23 protein-coding genes and 1 pseudogene are annotated in these 17,925 nt (G+C 34.3%); 6 read left to right on the top strand and 18 right to left on the bottom strand.

The genetic code is table 11. The annotated features are described in order from the left end of the window. Positions 1 to 54: 54 nt before the first annotated feature. A complete protein-coding gene (locus tag ABI657_RS13970; protein ID WP_348097882.1) occupies positions 55 to 507 on the bottom strand; it encodes a response regulator in 453 nt (150 codons plus the stop codon). Positions 508 to 947: 440 nt separating this feature from the next. Here ABI657_RS13970 and ABI657_RS13965 point away from each other — a divergent pair, with 440 nt between their 5' ends. Next, positions 948 to 1,202 carry a hypothetical protein gene (locus tag ABI657_RS13965; RefSeq protein ID WP_348097881.1) on the top strand — a complete coding sequence of 85 codons (255 nt, stop codon included), beginning with the start codon at positions 948 to 950 and terminating at the stop codon, positions 1,200 to 1,202. A gap of 85 nt (positions 1,203 to 1,287) precedes the next feature. Here the strand turns inward: ABI657_RS13965 and ABI657_RS13960 are convergent, their stop codons facing one another. The 5 genes from ABI657_RS13960 to ABI657_RS13940 form a co-directional block, all read right to left on the bottom strand. Beyond that, positions 1,288 to 2,112 carry a DUF6544 family protein gene (locus ABI657_RS13960; RefSeq protein ID WP_348097880.1) on the bottom strand — a complete coding sequence of 275 codons (825 nt, stop codon included), beginning with the start codon at positions 2,110 to 2,112 and terminating at the stop codon, positions 1,288 to 1,290. A gap of 288 nt (positions 2,113 to 2,400) precedes the next feature. Beyond that, a complete protein-coding gene (locus tag ABI657_RS13955; protein WP_348097879.1) occupies positions 2,401 to 3,033 on the bottom strand; it encodes a 2,3-bisphosphoglycerate-dependent phosphoglycerate mutase in 633 nt (210 codons plus the stop codon). A 34-nt stretch (positions 3,034 to 3,067) separates the two neighbouring features. After that, entirely contained in the window at positions 3,068 to 3,400 is a 333-nt protein-coding gene (locus ABI657_RS13950; protein ID WP_348097878.1) for a hypothetical protein, read from the bottom strand. A gap of 74 nt (positions 3,401 to 3,474) precedes the next feature. Continuing rightward, positions 3,475 to 3,963, bottom strand: a complete 489-nt coding sequence (locus ABI657_RS13945; protein ID WP_348097877.1) for a hypothetical protein — start codon at positions 3,961 to 3,963, stop codon at positions 3,475 to 3,477. Between the two features lie 82 nt (positions 3,964 to 4,045). Next, entirely contained in the window at positions 4,046 to 4,711 is a 666-nt protein-coding gene (locus ABI657_RS13940; protein ID WP_348097876.1) for a BON domain-containing protein, read from the bottom strand. 374 nt (positions 4,712 to 5,085) lie between these two features. Between ABI657_RS13940 and ABI657_RS13935 the strand changes: the two genes are divergently transcribed. From ABI657_RS13935 to ABI657_RS13920, 4 genes are all read left to right on the top strand, one after another. Continuing rightward, positions 5,086 to 5,247 (top strand): hypothetical protein, encoded by a 162-nt coding sequence (locus ABI657_RS13935; RefSeq protein ID WP_348097875.1) that lies wholly within the window; start codon positions 5,086 to 5,088, stop codon positions 5,245 to 5,247. Next, positions 5,229 to 5,291, top strand: a complete 63-nt coding sequence (locus ABI657_RS13930; protein ID WP_348097888.1) for a hypothetical protein — start codon at positions 5,229 to 5,231, stop codon at positions 5,289 to 5,291. Before ABI657_RS13935 ends, ABI657_RS13930 begins: the two co-directional genes overlap by 19 nt. A gap of 175 nt (positions 5,292 to 5,466) precedes the next feature. Then, positions 5,467 to 5,568 carry a helix-turn-helix domain-containing protein gene (locus ABI657_RS13925; RefSeq protein WP_348097874.1) on the top strand — a complete coding sequence of 34 codons (102 nt, stop codon included), beginning with the start codon at positions 5,467 to 5,469 and terminating at the stop codon, positions 5,566 to 5,568. Positions 5,569 to 5,838: 270 nt separating this feature from the next. Further along, complete coding sequence (locus ABI657_RS13920; RefSeq protein ID WP_348097873.1) at positions 5,839 to 6,057, top strand: hypothetical protein; 219 nt, start codon at positions 5,839 to 5,841, stop codon at positions 6,055 to 6,057. Positions 6,058 to 6,076: 19 nt separating this feature from the next. Here the strand turns inward: ABI657_RS13920 and ABI657_RS13915 are convergent, their stop codons facing one another. The 10 genes from ABI657_RS13915 to ABI657_RS13870 form a co-directional block, all read right to left on the bottom strand. Continuing rightward, positions 6,077 to 6,676, bottom strand: coding sequence for a glycoside hydrolase 100 family protein (locus ABI657_RS13915; protein ID WP_348097872.1), 600 nt, complete (start codon positions 6,674 to 6,676; stop codon positions 6,077 to 6,079). Between the two features lie 187 nt (positions 6,677 to 6,863). Next, positions 6,864 to 7,205: a hypothetical protein gene (locus ABI657_RS13910; protein ID WP_348097871.1), complete on the bottom strand. Its 342-nt coding sequence runs from the start codon at positions 7,203 to 7,205 to the stop codon at positions 6,864 to 6,866. A 158-nt stretch (positions 7,206 to 7,363) separates the two neighbouring features. Further along, on the bottom strand, positions 7,364 to 7,837 hold the full coding sequence (locus ABI657_RS13905; RefSeq protein WP_348097870.1) for a hypothetical protein: 474 nt from the start codon (positions 7,835 to 7,837) through the stop codon (positions 7,364 to 7,366). Between the two features lie 386 nt (positions 7,838 to 8,223). Then, positions 8,224 to 10,734: a cation-translocating P-type ATPase gene (locus ABI657_RS13900; RefSeq protein ID WP_348097869.1), complete on the bottom strand. Its 2,511-nt coding sequence runs from the start codon at positions 10,732 to 10,734 to the stop codon at positions 8,224 to 8,226. A gap of 30 nt (positions 10,735 to 10,764) precedes the next feature. Continuing rightward, the gene (locus ABI657_RS13895; RefSeq protein WP_348097868.1) at positions 10,765 to 11,586 is read right to left on the bottom strand and encodes a universal stress protein; all 822 of its coding nucleotides are present in this window, start codon (positions 11,584 to 11,586) and stop codon (positions 10,765 to 10,767) included. 320 nt (positions 11,587 to 11,906) lie between these two features. Next, positions 11,907 to 12,386, bottom strand: a complete 480-nt coding sequence (locus ABI657_RS13890; RefSeq protein ID WP_348097867.1) for a hypothetical protein — start codon at positions 12,384 to 12,386, stop codon at positions 11,907 to 11,909. Between the two features lie 26 nt (positions 12,387 to 12,412). After that, positions 12,413 to 13,081 carry a BON domain-containing protein gene (locus ABI657_RS13885; RefSeq protein ID WP_348097866.1) on the bottom strand — a complete coding sequence of 223 codons (669 nt, stop codon included), beginning with the start codon at positions 13,079 to 13,081 and terminating at the stop codon, positions 12,413 to 12,415. 54 nt (positions 13,082 to 13,135) lie between these two features. Next, positions 13,136 to 14,449 carry a hypothetical protein gene (locus ABI657_RS13880; protein WP_348097865.1) on the bottom strand — a complete coding sequence of 438 codons (1,314 nt, stop codon included), beginning with the start codon at positions 14,447 to 14,449 and terminating at the stop codon, positions 13,136 to 13,138. Positions 14,450 to 14,466: 17 nt separating this feature from the next. Continuing rightward, positions 14,467 to 15,066 (bottom strand): YceI family protein, encoded by a 600-nt coding sequence (locus ABI657_RS13875; RefSeq protein ID WP_348097864.1) that lies wholly within the window; start codon positions 15,064 to 15,066, stop codon positions 14,467 to 14,469. 26 nt (positions 15,067 to 15,092) lie between these two features. Further along, a complete protein-coding gene (locus ABI657_RS13870; RefSeq protein WP_348097863.1) occupies positions 15,093 to 15,557 on the bottom strand; it encodes a ferritin-like domain-containing protein in 465 nt (154 codons plus the stop codon). Positions 15,558 to 16,027: 470 nt separating this feature from the next. On the opposite strand from ABI657_RS13870, the gene ABI657_RS13865 reads away from it, so the two are divergent. Continuing rightward, positions 16,028 to 16,582: a fasciclin domain-containing protein gene (locus ABI657_RS13865; RefSeq protein ID WP_348097862.1), complete on the top strand. Its 555-nt coding sequence runs from the start codon at positions 16,028 to 16,030 to the stop codon at positions 16,580 to 16,582. Between the two features lie 61 nt (positions 16,583 to 16,643). Here the strand turns inward: ABI657_RS13865 and ABI657_RS13860 are convergent, their stop codons facing one another. Together ABI657_RS13860 and ABI657_RS13855 are read right to left on the bottom strand one after the other, a co-directional pair. Beyond that, a complete protein-coding gene (locus ABI657_RS13860) occupies positions 16,644 to 17,489 on the bottom strand; it encodes a DMT family transporter (protein WP_348097861.1) in 846 nt (281 codons plus the stop codon). A 35-nt stretch (positions 17,490 to 17,524) separates the two neighbouring features. Continuing rightward, a pseudogene (locus ABI657_RS13855) lies at positions 17,525 to 17,925 on the bottom strand (acyl-[acyl-carrier-protein] thioesterase); the annotation flags it as partial.

Raw genomic sequence — 17,925 nt, 5'->3', positions numbered from 1 at the left:
TCAATGGGGTTTAGGATTACAAATAAATTCTTCAATATTGAAATTCTTTTTATGCTATAACCGGATGATGAAAGATTCAAGTTCGTTGTGTTTTAATTTTTGCTCCCAATCTGTATCAATCACTTTTGTCAGTAATTCTTTTAAATCACTGAAGGAAATTGGCTTTATAACGTAGGCATTGGCCCCTAATCCAAAAGTATTTTTTACACCATCTTCGGTTGCAGATGTTGAATAAATGGCTATTACCGGAATGTCTTTGAATCTGCTGTCTTGCCGAATTCGCTGTAATGTTTCGAAACCCGAAAGTATCGGCATGTTAAGATCTAAAAAAATGATATCCGGAATTGTAGACTTTCCATCATCAAGCCTATCCATGAGCTCTAAGCCATTTTTACAAAATTCAACAGGATAATTAAGAGAAAGTTCTGACGCTGCCTCAGCAAAAAAATCTCTGTCATCTTCATCATCGTCTGTTATTAAAATTCTTAGATTTTTTTTATCATTCATTTTTAGGTAGGGTTTGTCTCAAATGTAACATTTAATAAATGGTAAGGAATGTTTAGGGAAGTATACTTAAAATTGTATCATTTATAAATAATAATATTTATATATAAATTAGCAAAAAGCCTTGCTGTTACTCATTTTTTGGTTCAAATTTATTAATTAAACTGATTATTATTTAAATATTTTTAACAGTATTTTCGCTTCTTTTTATTTCTTACAATTAAATTGTTTAATCAAATCTTGAAATCCATATAGAAATAAATGACGCAGTTAAATTTCTGTATTTTTTAAAGCTGAAAAAATTGGAGTAACAATCAAAAAAACGGTCATCTTTTATTTTGAATACAAAGTGATTTCTGTCATCTTATTGAATGACGAAGCACATTTTTTTTAGTTATAAAGGAAAGTAATTTTGAATTTCAAATTATTTAATTTTAGAAATTATGGAAAAATATACCTTTTTAAACAGAATTTCAGATCTTAGAAACAGAATCGCGCAGAGTAATGTAGAAACATCCTTTTTCAACCATCTTTTCGAACAATACGATTCCATGTGCCTCGATTTAGAGTTATTATCATCCGGACCTGATAAAGCCTCGAAAGATTTATTGCTGGCACTTCAAAAAGGCTTAAAAGAGGTTGAAAATGAAATCATTGATCTGGAAAAAAACTATAAAGCGATTGTAAATAGAAACTGAATTAGTATTAGTTCAGAAATAAATAATGTAACGTTTAATATTAATCATCATCATTATACAGCATTATATTTTATCTGACACTGTATCATAATGTTTCGTTTACAAGTGATGACTTTTGATAATCAATTTCTTCTATTGTAAATCTGGCATAACTGAACTCACCATTTTTTAGTTTCCAGGAAGCTTCAACAGCTGTTGGGATCAGGACATTATTTAACATTTTGTAATCGGACATTTTTCCAACCCATGTTTCTAATTTATCTGGCCCCATATATCTTTGTGCTTCAAGCTGTACAATTTCTGCTGCACTATTAAATAGAACGTTATAACTCACCTTGATCCCTCTGTAGTTAAAATCTAGTTTTGCTGAGTTCTTGTCTAATGCGGACCATTGCAAATGTTCATTAGGGAGCAGGTTGGTTGGGAACCAGACACTTTCACCAAGCCAACGCAGCAATTCGCCCTGATCATAGTGCTCTCCTTTTTCATTCAGGATATTATAAACAGACAGCAGCACTACCTTAAGGTTACCCTGTCCATTCATATATTTATCAGTAGCGGTAAACATAGCCGTTTTTCCCTGCCAGATAAATCCGGGTTTCTCGGCAGTAAAATATTCTTCCCCGCTCATTTTTATCCAGTCATTATTTTTCCCCGTTTTAAACAGGCCGTTGTGTGTCAGATTTACGTAACTAATGTATGGCTGTCCTTCCTTCAATACATGTCTAAAGTATTTTTTTACAGGTTCAGGCAGGCCTGAAAGCTGTTTATAGCTAAAGGTTTTACCTGAGATATTTTTTGATTGGGAGTAAAGCCTTCTTATCTCATCACTCAGATTTCTGTAATTAAAGCCGCTAAACATCAGGAAAGCCGTTAGGACTATAGCAGCTGCTAGTATGGCATAAAACATTTGTTTTTAATTTAAGAATTACAGATCGGTAGGAAGTAATAAATGAAAACAGTTTCAGATCTGGATATTGGCTGTCTTTTCTTTATTGCTGGTGATTACCTTTTCTTGTTCATACTACTAGTTATTATTTACTTATAGCAATAGAGTTGAAGCTTTTGATATAATACAAAGCTGCGATACTCAAGGGTAATAGGAAATGATAGAAATCATTTGTAAAAGTGATAAAGGACACCTTCTGATGGTTTGGGTTTTTAACAAATACAAATTAATTTTAAAGATTATCAAAGTTTATTGTACAGCTGTTTCGCTACTACTATTTGTTATATAATGTACATCAGTTAACTCCATTTTCTTGGTGTAAGAATAAATACGAGGTATTCCCGTTGCAATAGTAACTCCCGCAATAGCCGTTACGCTAATATTTTCCAAGTACATCATTAATGCTCTCAAGCTGTTACCATGAGCAACTATCAGTACGTTTTTTCCTGATTTCAACTCAGGTTCAATTTCTTTAAGGTAGTAGGGCAGAATTCTGTTGTAGGTATCTTTAAGGCTTTCGCCTTCAGGAGGTGCTGTATTAAAACTGCGTCTCCAAAGGGCTAATTGCTTTGACCCGTATTGTTTTTCGACTTCCGCTTTGTTAAGACCTTGGAGATTTCCATAATTTCGTTCGTTTAGTGCAGACGATGCTATTACCTGTGGCTTTGTATCAATTTTGGTTAATATAATATTTAGTGTATGTACAGCTCTTCGCAGCACAGATGTAAAAGCTACATCAATGTGTAAGCCCCTTAAAAGTATACCAGCATTGGCAGCTTCTGTTTCACCCAAAGGCGTAAGTTCTATATCAGTTTTGCCGGTAAACCTGTTTTCGAGATTCCAGAGCGACTGGCCATGACGCACTAGTATTAATATTGACATAATAGGTTATTGTATCATTTTATAAGATGGTGCTTTACAAATCATACTTGTAATTTTCATTGAGATCCTTGGAACGAATCACCTCAATCAGAACATGATCATAACGATGGTCTGCTTTTAAAAAATTATACAGTTGGGACTTGGCATCAGAAGTACCAAAAAGAACAACGGAGTCATGCTTTTCAATTTCTAATGCAAGTTTTTTATAGTATGTCAAAGCCTGATTTTGTTGCTTTTCAGAATTGATTTTTTCTTTTTCAAAACTTGTAAATGCTGAGGCAATTTTTTTAATTTTATTAGTGCTGAATTCTATTAAGTCGGCACTTATATTGTCCATACAGATTCCTAATTTCTTTACCGTTTTCATTTTAGTTTATTTAAGTTATTTAATAGTAAGTACGGAATATGTAATAATATTTTAGATAATTTTTCATCAGTATTTTACTGATCGTCAGCAGGCGGGAGATTGAGTTCATTGAGCTGTATGTTTACTTTTTGCCATTGCATTTTATCTAATCCAACGGTATCGATGTCTGTGGTCCAGTCGATAAGAGGAACAATTTTTAAGCGTTCTATAATACGTTTTCTATAGCCAAAAGCAAATCTGCTTCCCCTCAGCTGATAGTCGATGGTTTTATTACCATTTTGGATATTCTTATAAACAACAGTCTGTGTTTTCCAGTCGCCGTCCCATGTTAAAAAACCTTTTATAAAACAAGCCATGCCAAGAATTAAAAAAGTCAAAAGAATCGATTTATTACTTTTAAGTTTTCCAAACAAATGACCTGTAATTATTGTTAGGGATGCTGCAGCAATAAATAATACTATAAAATGTAAAATGGAATTGTTAATGTAAAGAGGAGTATATCGGTTCAGTAAAATCAATGCTGTTGTGAGGATAAACAGTATATAAATTATGATATGTTTCATGTTGTTATTCTTTTATTACTTTTTTTTAATGAATTTAACTGCTGATTATCCAACTTTATAACTTGTTTTCAGAAATTGTATTTTACTCTGCTATGGCAAAAGTTAGTTGGTTGTCCACTTCTAAAACACCGGGTGCACTCCAAACAATCCGACTTGCTTCTTCTTTTTGATGCAGGGATTGCACAGCGCCGCTTAGGGTTACTTTACTGTCTCCTGTAACAATTACTTTAATGCCATTATGATCTATCGTAGCATTACGCCAGAGCGCACTTTCTATATCATTTACATTGATGGACGCCTCGCGTAATTTGGGTCTGATCATAATATTGTTTATGATCCCTTTTATCCCTAAAAGATTGCTTACTGCCTGTTTGGCTACCTGCTTTTGGTAGTTCCATTCTATTTCTCCCTCCAGGGTTACCCAGCCATTTTCTACTTTAACTCCTATGTTTTCATTTGGAATGTCCCAATGCCACTTAAATACATTTAGTATTTCTGCTGCTATTTCAGTATCTGTTTTTTCACCAGCCAGATCAAAATGCACTTCAATTTTTTCAACTATTGCCCTGACACCAGTAACATATTTTGCAGCTTCTTCGGCCTTGGCTTTTTTAGCATAACTGTCCACCGTTCCAAAGAGTGTAATGATTCCGCCATCTGCTGTTACGCCAATTTCTGTGGTATTTAAAAGCGGTTCCCAGGTAATAGCGTTCAGAACATCTTTCTGCAAATCCTCGTTGCTTTTCATGTTGGTTTATGAATTAAAATAGTTGTCTAAAGCAGTGTTTTGAAGGCATTTATTTGTTTTGATTATTTTCATTTACTTCAATTCTAAATTTGTTATTCTCTCAAAGTTCTAATGTTTTTGTTATGCCATAATTTTATTAAATTTTAAAATTATTGGTATGTTAACTTTATAACAAAGGTCAGTTATAAACTACTGTTAAAAAGTGATGGGTGTCACTTCTAAAGCTGATTCGTATCAGTTTAAATTTTCCTTTTTTTTAAAATAATTCCTGCATGTGTTGCTATATTTAGGATAATATTTTTTGATCCATTTGTTTGTATTATAATAAGTTAAGCCTTGTTTTAGCTGGGTTTTAAATGTGTACATTTGTTTTGATGATTATTATAAGTCATTACAATGATCATGGAAAATGCTGCCTGCTTAAAGCAATAGTGCATAATGCTATTGATGGTATTTTGACAATTGAAGAACGTGGCATTATCGAATTAATCCATCTGCCTGTAAATTATTCGGTTATATGGAGCAGGAAGTTATAGGAAAAAATATTTCAATGCTCATGCCTTCTCTTCAAGTATGCTGAAGATTACAAAAATGATCATATAAACAAACATGTTGGTAAGATTAAAAATGCAGTAACAAGCCTTACTGCTATACTAAATGACTTTCTTTATGCAGAAAATCTGGAACTAAATAAATTAAAAGCTTCGTTTGCAGATTTCAGTCTTGTAGGACTTGGTAAGGAAATTGCAGAAGAAATGCAGCTTCTTGTAATTACCCGAGATGATCTTGCTGCCATGTCCGGCACAGCTTCTGAAACAGTAAGCCGTACTTTAACAGACTTTAAAATGAAAGTTTAATAAAAAAAAGCAAACAGCGGCTTAAGGCTGCTTGATCTTGAAAGGATGATAAAACTTAAAAATTGATATCTTTTAGAAAGTTTCATTTTAAGATTTAAAAATAAAATGTTGTATGTCATTTGTTCACCTGATGAGCATCATTTTACTATTTCTCTATACCGCTTAATTTAGCATAAGAAATAAGTCCAAATTAAAAAATACAATAGAAAATCAATAGTTTTTAAATAAGGGGAAATTTATATACTCTTTATTTTTTTTAAAACAAATTAAATGAAAAGTATAACACAACTGACCAAAGATATTTTTGAGATCACAGCTGATATTGAAATGCATTATCCTGAACTGTATGAATTTCTAAATGAAAATCCCATAACAATCCCGTCAAAAAAACATTCTGTTATGGATAGTCAGTTACTTGCTGATTATTTGAATTCACTACAGGAAATACTAAAGCATTATTTAGAAAGTGAAAAGAGTAAAGACAGATAAAATTTCAACTATTTATGGATTAGAAAAAAGGGGTACTTTTCAGCTCCACACATTTCACGGCATACAAATACATTGCTGCTGACCAAGTTTGCCAATCCTGGCCCATGGGCTGTCCGTCCTGGGCTTTGTACCACTCGTTAAAGCCGTATTCCAGTTCTTTGTTATGTGAAACTTTTATAAGGGAAGTAAGGCTGTCGAGTTTTTCTCTGGCCAATTTGTGCTTTCCTGCCGCGGTGAGCGCTGCAATATGAAAGCCAGAAACAAAAGGCCAGATTCCTCCATTATGATAATCGCCCGGCCTGTTATATATTTGATATCGTGGCAGCCAATCCTCATCTTCGGGAAGGATAAATGGAAACAGGTTAGGAGCAAGCGGCATGGCCAGCTCACTGTTTTGTATCATACTCTGGCATTGCTGTTCGATCCATGAAATCATATTTTCAGCCCTGTCCAGAGGTGCAAGCCCTGATAGTATCGCCAGACTGTTTCCTAATAGATCAAATCGTTCACTGCTGTATATTTTATAAGACCACAAAGCATAATAAGGTATTTTTTTGACTACCATTCCTTCCTGAAGGTGTGTTTTATTCGAACCTTTTGTTATAGTAAAATGCTGCATTGCATTTTGGATTTTTTTAGCCCGTTTCCTGTTCCCTAGCATCTTTAGTGCGGCATAATTTAAAGTATTTACATAAAGACCTAATCCCAGTACCCATTGTTCATCACGCCAGTCGCTTGGTTCAGGATAACCCTACTGCTGTTCTTGGTAATCCATGAAAGGGACCTTCTGCATTGTGGAGTAACTGCTACAGCGGCATTTTTTGCCTTTTCGATTTCCTGCCAGTTGTTGGGCTGTGGGTGATAATAAGATTATAATTTTTATTAGGCAGCAAATCAAGCAGCAGGTTTTGTATTTTTTCTTTATTTTGAGGTATCTGGTCTGAGCCGTCATCGAGATCACCCATCATTCCCTCAGCATTTAAAGCTTTTAGTATTTTGTAAAACCTGGTTGCTCTGTCCGAATCAAATTTTCTGCAAAGTGATACTATGGTACATTCCCAATGTGGATTATCAATCAATAATCCGCCGGCCCATAAAATTTCATCATCGGGATGTGCTACTATAACGGCAACAGTTTTCTTGTCCATAATTTTTACAGGAAATGTTTACTGCAATGTAGTTGTAAGTCTGGTGAAGCAAAATGATGACAATTACACTAAAAGGTGATTAAGGTCACATAATGAGTTTTTACAGAAAAAAAGGATGTTTTTTAAAAGTATAATAGTCTTTGGAGTCTGGCTATTTCTTATTCAGGTAATTTTTTAGTATCCTTATTAATTAATCCTTCCATAGTAGTATTTAAATCAGCTATTTCCTGAAGAAATTTATTTTTAAATGCGTTGTTAGCGGAAGCAGATGATCCGTCATAATCATTTAATTCGCGTGCAAATCCCTCGTCACGCCTTTGCAATTGTTCCTTTAGGTCTGTAAGGTCATAGTCACATTTGGCGTAAATTTCCTCAAGACCGGCTTCTGAGTCCTCTTTTTTCCTGTTGTTCCTCAAACTAAGTGATTTAAGATTGCTTTCTGCAATAGCCACCAGATTATCTGCCGTTTTGTGAAACGTATTCCAGTCGGAAGTTGTCTTTTCCGGACTCTGGTTATGTAGGAGATCCAGATAGGCCTGATCTTCATCTATATTCAAGTCATCAGAATCTTTTGCACAACGCGTTGACATCAATGTAACTAGTAGTAGCAAAAACAGGATTTTCTTTATCATAATCTTTCTTTTAATAGTTTAAGCAGGTAAGGTTTATTGTTTAAAACAGTCAGTTTATTTACAATCTGGTGCAGGTAATAATTTTGTCTTTCCTGGCTTGTATCACAAAGGTTTCTAGGATAACAGCATTTTTTCTGTAGTCTTTTCTTGCTTTGCACAAAGTTCTGTCTTTTATAATAACAGAAAAATGACATTGTGCATTTTAATTGGTGATAACGATCACTTTTTCAATATTCGAAATAAGATTGTGTATTTCGCAATTGACAATTTAAATGGAAATGCAGAACTAAAAAATGAATAAGGTGAGGTATTTTATTTATTCAATTTTATGATATATCAGAATTATAAAAATCAATTTTTTGCAATCTTTAAATTGAAGCAACTGATTAAGCCTCAAATTCTTTACAATTACGTTTCCATACTTTTACTAATTCGTACCACATAACAGATACAAGACCAACTCCAACAGCCATGCATAAAAGATAGGCTTCTAACGGCTCAAAGGCAAAAAATGCTGCAAATGGTTTTATATAAAGCAACATTCCCGTTATTAAAATAGTTGTTCCAATAATAATAGGAACCAAATTATTTTTGTAGCGCAAAGTGGTAAAAACAGAGTAGTAAAAGGAACGGTTCATTAGTGTCAGAAAGATGTTTGCCGTCACTAAAACAATGAAAGACATCGTTCTCGTAATCTGTTCATTAAATCCATGATGGATGCAATACTGGTAAATAAAGAGTGTTCCAATTGTTATCATTAATCCCTGAACAATACTGGTTGATAGTTCTTTCCAGCTAAAAAATGTCAAAGTGAAGGGTCTTGGTTTTTGTTCCATTGTATTTTTTTCCATTGGCTCATTTTCATATACTATTGAGCAGGTTGGCCCCATAATGAGTTCTAAAAAAATAATGTGAATAGGTGAGAAGATATTGGGATATCGCCAGCCAAGCGCCAGTGGAATGAAAACGGTAAATATGATAGGGATATGGATTGAAATAATAAACTGAATTGATTTTTTGATGTTGGCATAAATCTTTCTGCCCATAGCTATAGCATGCACCATTTTCGACAGATCATCATTTACCAGAATTAAGGAGGCAGCCTGCTTTGCAATTTCAGTTCCTTTTTTTCCCATTGCAATTCCGATATGTGCTGCTTTTAGAGCCGGACCATCATTTACACCATCACCGGTCATCGCGACAATTTCTTTATTTGCTTTCAAGGCGTTAATAATTTTGAGTTTGGCTTCAGGAAACATTCTGGTAAACAGGTTAATATCCTTAACTTGTTTTTTCAGTTCCTTATTATCAAGTTTCATCAATTCATCGCCCGTAATGCTTTTATCATAACCTTTAAAGCCAATTTGCCTGGCAACAGATGAGGTGGTCAGGGCATTATCACCAGTAATAATTTTTACTTTTATACCAGCTTTATAAAAATGCTGCAAAACCAATTTGATATTCTTTTTAGGAGGATCATAAAAAGCTAATAATCCAATGAATTCGAATTTGAATTCCTGTTGTGTTTGGGGATAATTTTTAGAAGGGAAGTGAGTTTCGCCCACTGCCAGGATTCTGTAACCTTCGAGTGATAATTCTTTAATTGCTTTTACTATTATTTTTTTTTCTGCTGCCGAAAGAACTGCTGCTGACATTAAAGCTTCGGAACCCCCTTTAGCCGCAATAATTTTATTACCCGATTTATTTTCAAAAACGTGTGTCATCATGGGCGGCTTTCCTGACAAAGGATATTCATATACCAATTTATAATCCGGCCGATCGTCTTTTTCAATAACTCTTGAGTAGGTCTCATGCAGTGCAATTTCCATGGGATCAAAGGGAATGGGTTCACTTGCCCACATCGACACGGTAATTAATTTTTTTTCATCTTCAGATAGTGGAGTCTCCAGTGCGGTTATTTTTCCGGATTTTAAAGAAAAAATTTTAGCCAGACTCATTTTGTTTTCAGTAATAGTTCCTGTTTTATCAATACAGATTACCGTGGCGCTTCCTAATGTTTCGACTGTTTTCATCTGCTTGACGATAATTTCTTCTTTCATCATTCGCCAGGCACCAATAGCCATAAAGGTTGTAAAAGCGATCGGAATTTCTTCGGGAAGAATGCTCATAGCAAGCGTAAGTGCTTTTAGTAAGCTATCGAAAACGTTATAGGAATTAAAATAATTGATGGCCCAGACAATTAAAAAAACTGCCGCACCTGCTATCACCATTTTTTTTACAAAATTAACAATTTGTTTTTCTAAAGGTGTTTTTTCTTCTTGTATAGCTTCCAGGCTTTTACCAATCTTACCTAGTTTGGTATTGCTTCCGATAGCTGTTACCGTCGCAATTGCTAGGCCTCCAACAACCGTTGAACCTTGATAAATGGCATTGTCCTTGGTTATTTTATCTTTACTAAGAGCCATAGATTCTCCTGTGAGTATAGATTCATTTACAGAAAAATCATTAGAATGATGAATTATTCCATCAGCAGAAATTAAAGCGCCTTCTTCTACCAGAAGACTATCCCCTATAACAATTTCTTCTGTTTTTATTTCAGTTACATTCCCATTTCTAATGACTTTACATTTTGGTTTTGTATAATCTTTTAACTGTTCCAACGCGTTACGGCTTCTTGCATTTTGAAAGGACGATATAGCAGCAATCAAAACGATTGCTGAGGTCAGAAAAATACCATCTGCAGTTTTTCCGCTAATGAAATATATACTTGATGCTACAAATAATAAAACCATCATAGGTTCCTTAATCATACTAATAATCGCAGCGACATATCGGTTTGTTTTTTTATATGAGACTGCATTCGACCCATATTTTTGCCTGGCTGCAAGTACTTGGGCAGTGGTTAAACCATCGGTATTAAATTTATTTTCGGTCATTGGTATTGGCTGGTTTTTTATTTTTTATTTTTATTTTCTAAAAACAAGTATTGGCGTACTGGAGTCAAAACCAAACTCTTTAGTTTTACTTGATAAAAAATGACGTTCAAACCAGTCGCGGTTCTGTTTGGTAAACATCACAATGATAGCTGGTTTTAATTTTCGGATATCCACTTGTAAATGATCCAGTAAAGAAAATTCTATATTTAATTTTTTAAAGTTAAACGAGACTTTATCAGATTGGTAGTTTTGTGCGATCTTATTAAAATCTTTCTTAAAATCGCCCTTATCAAGTAATTCATTGTAGTGATACACTGCTATATCACTATTGAAAAGCGCCGCAAATTTTTTTACTGATTGAAGTTCAACACCAATTCTTGTAATGTCTGATGAATATAATAAAAGATTGATTGGCTTCCTACGATAATTATAGGGGACAACCAGAACGGGAACAGGGGAAGTAGTCATTAGTTTTGAGGCGGTTGTTCCTATCAATTGATTAAAGATTCCGGGACCTGATGAATTGATACAAATAAAATCGGCATTGTATTTTTTAGCATAGTCGATAATGGCTTTGTCTGCATGGGCTTGATTTTCGACTATAAATTCTACTTTACCAGTCTCTTTTTTAGTTGTCTTGTAAATAGAGAGTATAAATTTTCTAAGTTTATTTTCTACAGGGGTATTTTTATAATCTTTCTGGTCTTGATACGGCTGCGTTTTTCGAATGGTTGTTTTATTTACATGATAAAATAGTAGTTCACACGGTGTCTGAGAAGCAAATTGGATAGCAAATCGTATTGCTGATTTTGATATATTCGAAAAGTCTGTGGGAACAAGTATTTTTTTCATAATAATTATTTTTAAAATTGAAATAAATATTTTAAAACAGGTTTGCTTAATTTTAAAAGTTCAGGAAAGAGTTTTTTTCTGTGATGCCGTTTAGAGTTTTAAGAATATGATAACGTAAAATCTCCAAAACGAACTTCGTTTTTATAAATCAGAAAGAATTCTGAAAATGCTCTGAAGAATTGCCAATTTGACAATGTCTTACCTAACTTTTGCGCTTGTTAGGATTGTGCCCTCTTTTTTTAAACTGTTCTGATTGTTTCAGTCTTTTCCAAAGTTATTATATTTTTTCCGTTTATCAGGATTTTCCTAATACGTGTTTTTTATTTTAGTTTCATTTCAGAGAGCTGCTGACTGACCTTTTTCCATTTGGTTTTATCCAAATTAAGGGTATCCATATCTGTTGTCCACTCCATGAAAGGTGCTAAATAATAAATCCCAATAATCCGTTTTTTAGAACCAAAGGCAAAGCGATCTGCTCTTAATTGATAATTAATTGTCTTACTTTTATTTTCAATATTTTGATAAAGTATACTTTGTGTTTTCCAGTCTTCTTCCCATGTAAAAAAAGCTTTCAGGCCACACAGGATTCCAATTACGATACAAATCGAAATCAACGATCGGCTGTTTTGTGCTTTTTTAAGTAATTGTCCAATAATAATCGCCAATGATGATGCGGCAAAAAAGAGAAAGAAAAAATGCACCCGATAATCATTGATATGAAACTGGGTATATCTGTTGAGTAAAATCAGACCTGAAGAAATTATAAAAATAACAGGAAGGGTTAGGGGGGATTTTTTCATCTTTACTATGGTTTTTTATTTAAGTTTTACAATGCGGCATAGTCATATTCCACTACCAGTTCATTGTCAATTGACCATATTCCCGGCGTTTTCCAGACAATGTGTTCCGCTTGGTCTTTCTGATAAATTGAATCAACAAAACCTGATAATTTTACTTTATTACCATCTACACTTACTTTGATATTTTTAGCGTCTAAAGCCCAGGCTCTTCCGAGTGCTTTTTCGATATCTTTTTTTTCTATAGCATTTTTGATATCCGATTTAATTCTGATTTCATTGGTAACTCCTCTCACCCCGGAAAGATAGCTAATGGCAGTTTTGGCATCGAGTCTCTGGAAATTCCAGTTAAGTTCTCCTTCTAAAGTAACCCATCCATCTTCTACTTTTACCTTTATATGGTCTTCTGTGACAGCCCAGTTGTCTTTTAAGGCTTTCAATACTTCAACGGCGATTTCATTATCGGTTTTGGCGAAGGTATTTGAGTATTTGATCTCTATTTCCTCTACAACGGCTTTTACGCCAGTTACATTTTTAGCTGCCGTTTCAGCTTCCTGTTTTTTGTAATAGCCATCTACAATACCAGATAAGGTTACTACACCGTCTTTTGCCGTTACACCTATCTCTGCAGCATGTAAAAGCGGTTCCCATTTAATGGCATTTTGAACATCTTTCTGTAATTCTTCATTAGTTTTCATAATATATGTGTTTTAAAATTTAAAGTTTGTTTGTTTTTAAGGAAATGATACGCTTTAAAATCCTACAGTGGCTTCTAACATAAAGCCATCGAATTGCCCGCCATATCTGATATCTGTATTGGGGAAATTTTTATATTCCTGTTTTACATATTCCGCTTTCATCAGGATATTTTTAGTTAAGAACCATCCTGCAGAACCGGCTATGCGATTAATTGTTTGGTCATTTTGGCTGAGTGGGGTATCTGTCACAGTATTGTATCGGCCTGCAATCCAGAAATTCTCTTTTCCCTGTGGAAATCTGTAAATCAGATCAATAGCAGTTTGTACGATCTGGTGGGTATCTGCCTGGGTAATTTTTCTGCCCTTGGCTACTTCGTACGTTCCAAATAATTCAAAACCTTTAAATTTGACAAAAGGATTTATCATAAAAGCGGTCACCTGCTGACTAAATTCAGGATTGTAACGGCCAGACCTGAAATTAGTAACTGCCGTTGCTGTAGTATTCTCCAATACATAAAAATAATGGGAACCTGTCCGGTCACCTGCAAAAAGCGTATTGTTGGCAGCCCTTTTTACATCGTAAAATGAACTGGTCATTCTAAATCTGAAATCTTCGTTTATTTGTTTGTCATAACCCATTTTAGCATGAAAAGCCGGTGTAGGTTTGTTTAATTCCCCAGTTGCAGCATCTATTTTTTCTGAAACGACTACTGTAGGGTTTAGAGCACCATTTGTTACACCAAGAAGCCCCATCCAGCCTGAATCATGGTGAAAATATACTTCACCGCCAATTTCAGTGGCAAATTCATCCATAATGTAATTTTCGACAAAAGGGTTATGGATTGCATTTCCACCATCACTTCTTCTAAAGTGCTGATCGCCAAAATCAACATCATAAGCACCTACTTTCAGGGTTACGTATTTCATAATCTGATCTGCAAAACTGCTTTTCAGAAATAAGAGTTTATCAAATTGGATATAACCTCCCTTTACCCAGGTTTCTTCATGATGACGGGAAGATAAATAGATGGTAAGATTCATCCTTATTCCATCATCGAGCTGCGTATCGAGATTTAGATTGGCCATTGCCAGATTGAATCCATTGGTAATACCAATCAGCTCATTGGTATTTACACCATCAACAAGTACTGGAGCAGCACTATTTTGATGGTTTAATCCCTGGAAATCCAGTGTTAAATTACCTCCCATTTTTACTGCAAAACCTTCAAAGGATAGGGTATCTTTCTTATCAGTTTCAAAAATATTTATTCCTCTTTGGTCATTGCACCTAAAATACTGAATAGGTTTCTTTTGTCCTTGTGACAGTGCTATGCCAAAACAGAACAGTAATGTTAATGTATTTTTCATGTGTGCAGATTTTGGAGTTAGATTTTTTCAAAGAGTATTGAAAATTCAAGAGTAATGGCATCGCCGGTTTTCATGATTCCACCCATAAAGGTGGGTGGAATTACGTTATAATCACTCATGTTTATTTTGTAATTTCCATTACAGCTGACATTTCCGTTTTTATTTTCAAAACAGTATAAATCAATAATGACATCCTTAGTAACTCCTGCAATGGTAAGTTTTCCCGCAGTTTTAATATGGGTTTTTGAATCGTTTGAACTCATTACTTCAGCAGAGACCTGCTTGTAAACAATATTTTTAAACTGATCAGTTTTGAGGGCTTTGTAAGTGTTTTTGTCTAATTTTTTCTGACCGCTTTTAAGCGTGAGTACGGGAAGGCTAAATTCCATTCCAACGAGTTTTGAGATCTGATTTTCAGTATTGATTTTAAATGTAGCTTTGCCTGAAAAAGTAGCGGTTTGCATTGTCCAGTCATGGAAGGTTGAAGTCCCGGATATCTTCATTTTATTGTCCTTTGAGGAGTCAATTCTGAAATTGGATTGCCCCAACAGGGTCTGATTCAGACCTGAGAAAATGATGATGATGAGCAGCATCTTTAGTTTTAGGTTTGTTTTCATGGTAATACTGTAGTTATTTAAGGGAATTATTTTAGATAGGAGCGAAGGAACCAAACCATTTTCTGATGACTTTCTGTAAGTATTGTAATAAAATCGTCTGATTGATTCTCTTGAGAAACATTTGCAAGTAAGGGGGTATTGCTTTTTAGTTTCGCAATAAGCGTTTCATGATCGTTTAATAATTCTTGCAGGCAGCTTGTGGAATCTTTTATTTTATTTTTCTTTTTATTAAACCGGGTCACCTTTAAAAGAGCTTTTAGCATAGCATCGGCATAAGAGCCTAAGTCACTGACCCGTTTTTCAACATGTGCAATTATAAGATCAATTTCATTGGATTGTGCTTTGAAAAATTGATATTCATCCTGAAAGTCACTGCTAAGCAAATTCCTGTAGGCATTTTTAGTTTTCGTCAGTAGGATGTATTCATCGCAAAGGATACCAGAGAGTTTATTTGTAATATTTTTTTTGTTGGCAGAAATAATGCTTTTCATTTTGTATTTACTTTAGAGCTGGTGATTTTCATGCAAAGCTGCGCCAAATACAGACGGTTGCAAATGACAGCGAACACATTAATAGGTGATTGTTGTTACTAATTTATTAAAATCAGTGCAGAACTCTCATAAGCAGATAATGAAGACTGATTTTCGATGATATTGTTTTTAGTTAAAAAAAAAGCATAGTAAAGTAAAATTAGGTATTGTGCTGTAACTGTATTCTAAACTTTCAGAAGCTATAAATTAGATGCAGCTATTCTGGAATTAGAAAATTGGCTACTCAGACTATATTTTTTCTATAGAATTTGGCTAATAGTTTTGGAATGCTTTGGGAAACCATTATTAAATTTAAACTGAACATCATAATTTAGAATTAATTCTAATGTGTGATTTTATATTTTATTTGTTTGTTTAAAACCAAAACTAATATTAAAGCGTAAATGACTTTATAACTTAAAACATTCATTATGAAAACTAGAAATTTTTTAGCTACAGCAATTTTAACAGTAGGATTAGTATTTACTTCATTTGCTCAGAAAAGCGTAATGGTTGGCGGAGCAGCGATGTATCCAACTAAAAATATTGTTGAAAATGCCGTTAACTCAAAAGACCACACTACACTGGTAGCTGCTGTAAAAGCGGCAGGATTAGTAGAAACATTACAAAGTAAAGGACCATTCACCGTTTTTGCCCCAACAAATGCCGCGTTTGACAAATTACCTGCAGGAACTGTAGATACATTATTGAAACCGGAAAACATCAAAACATTGCAAACTATCTTAACCTACCATGTTGTTGCAGGAAAAATGAATGCTTCTGATATTGCAAAAGCAATAAAAATGGGTAAAGGTAAAGCCACTCTTACAACTGTTAGTGGTGGTACTTTAACTGCCTGGATGGACGGAAAAGATTTATATATTTCTGACGAGAGCGGAAACAAATCTAAAGTAACTATAGCAGATGTAAATCAGTCAAATGGAGTAATTCATGTAGTGGATACAGTGTTATTACCAAAAATGTAATTCAATTTTAGTTCTGTTAATTGAAAAAGTCCTGTTTTACAGGACTTTTTTATATTTAAAATTAACGCTTAGCAGTTAAGGTTGATCCTGCTGAAGCAGTGATTACACAAATAACAGCTGAAATTTCATAGAAATTCAGATTTTCCTGTAAAAAAATAAAACCGCAAATAGCAGCTGCAGCAGGTTCCAGACTCATTAAAATGCTAAAAGTGCGTGAAGGAAGCTGACCCAAAGCTTTCATTTCGAGAGTAAACGGAATAGCACTTGACAAAAGAGCCAATGCTACACCCATACCAAAAAGCTTTGGAGTAAGATTAACAAGCCCATTTTCGAAAAAACCAAACGGAAGGATTAAAATAGCAGCAAATAACATTCCTATTGAAACTGCATTGCCGCCATTCATGATTTTTGAAATTTTCCCACCCAGAACAATATAAGCAGCCCAAAGTCCACCTGCGATAAGAGCAAATAAAACCCCTAATAAATCTATTCGTGCATTCGACCAAGGAGCAATCAGGGCAATTCCCATTGCTGCGAGTAGTACCCAGCAATAATCAATCAAGCGTTTTGATCCGATTATGGCGACTAGTAAAGGTCCAATAAATTCTAAAGTAACAGCCAGTCCAATTGGAATTCTTTCAATAGCCATATAAAAAATCAGATTCATGGCTCCCAATGACAAACCGTAAGGAACAACAATCTTCCATTGCTGTGGCGTAATTTCTTTTAAATTAGGACGGTAAGCCAATAATAAAATTAAAGACGAAATACCAATTCGCATTGATGCTGTTCCTGCTGCTCCAATTGCAGGAAAAAGAGTTTTAGCAATCGCTGCGCCACATTGCACACTAATAATGGCCAAAAGGACTGCAGGAACAGGAGGAAGGCTGAATTCTTTGTTTTTCATGGAAAACTTTTATGCAGTTAATTTTTAAATTCCAGTTAATTTCTGTTATCGAGCTTTTTCCAGTTGAGCTGTAAGGCAAAACACGATTTATCCTCTTTGGTAATGCTGAAAGTGGTATCGGTTTCTGTTTCACTTTCGTGAATGATTACAGAATCACCCAAAGATAATTCTTTCATGAAGTTCATTTCGAAACTTTCAATTTCCTGATTTAAAATACGTTTTGGGTCAACATGGTCAATAGACCATTCGAGGTATTTTACATTATTGACATGATTGACAATATCCAAATCTGACAGGTAAACAGTTTTTTCAAAAACTGATTCTTTTTCAGGATTGATAGTTATTTTTGAAAAACCTTCTTTGGTAGCTCTTTCTTCGGGAAATAGTTCAAAATGTTCAAATGGTAAAGCCAACCCTTCCGGACGACGTGCTTTTG

The organism is Flavobacterium sp. (assembly GCF_039930565.1).
In the GTDB taxonomy this organism is placed as follows: domain Bacteria; phylum Bacteroidota; class Bacteroidia; order Flavobacteriales; family Flavobacteriaceae; genus Flavobacterium.
The sequence above is the reverse complement of the archived record's forward strand: the minus strand, read 5'-3'. Positions and strand labels throughout refer to the sequence as shown.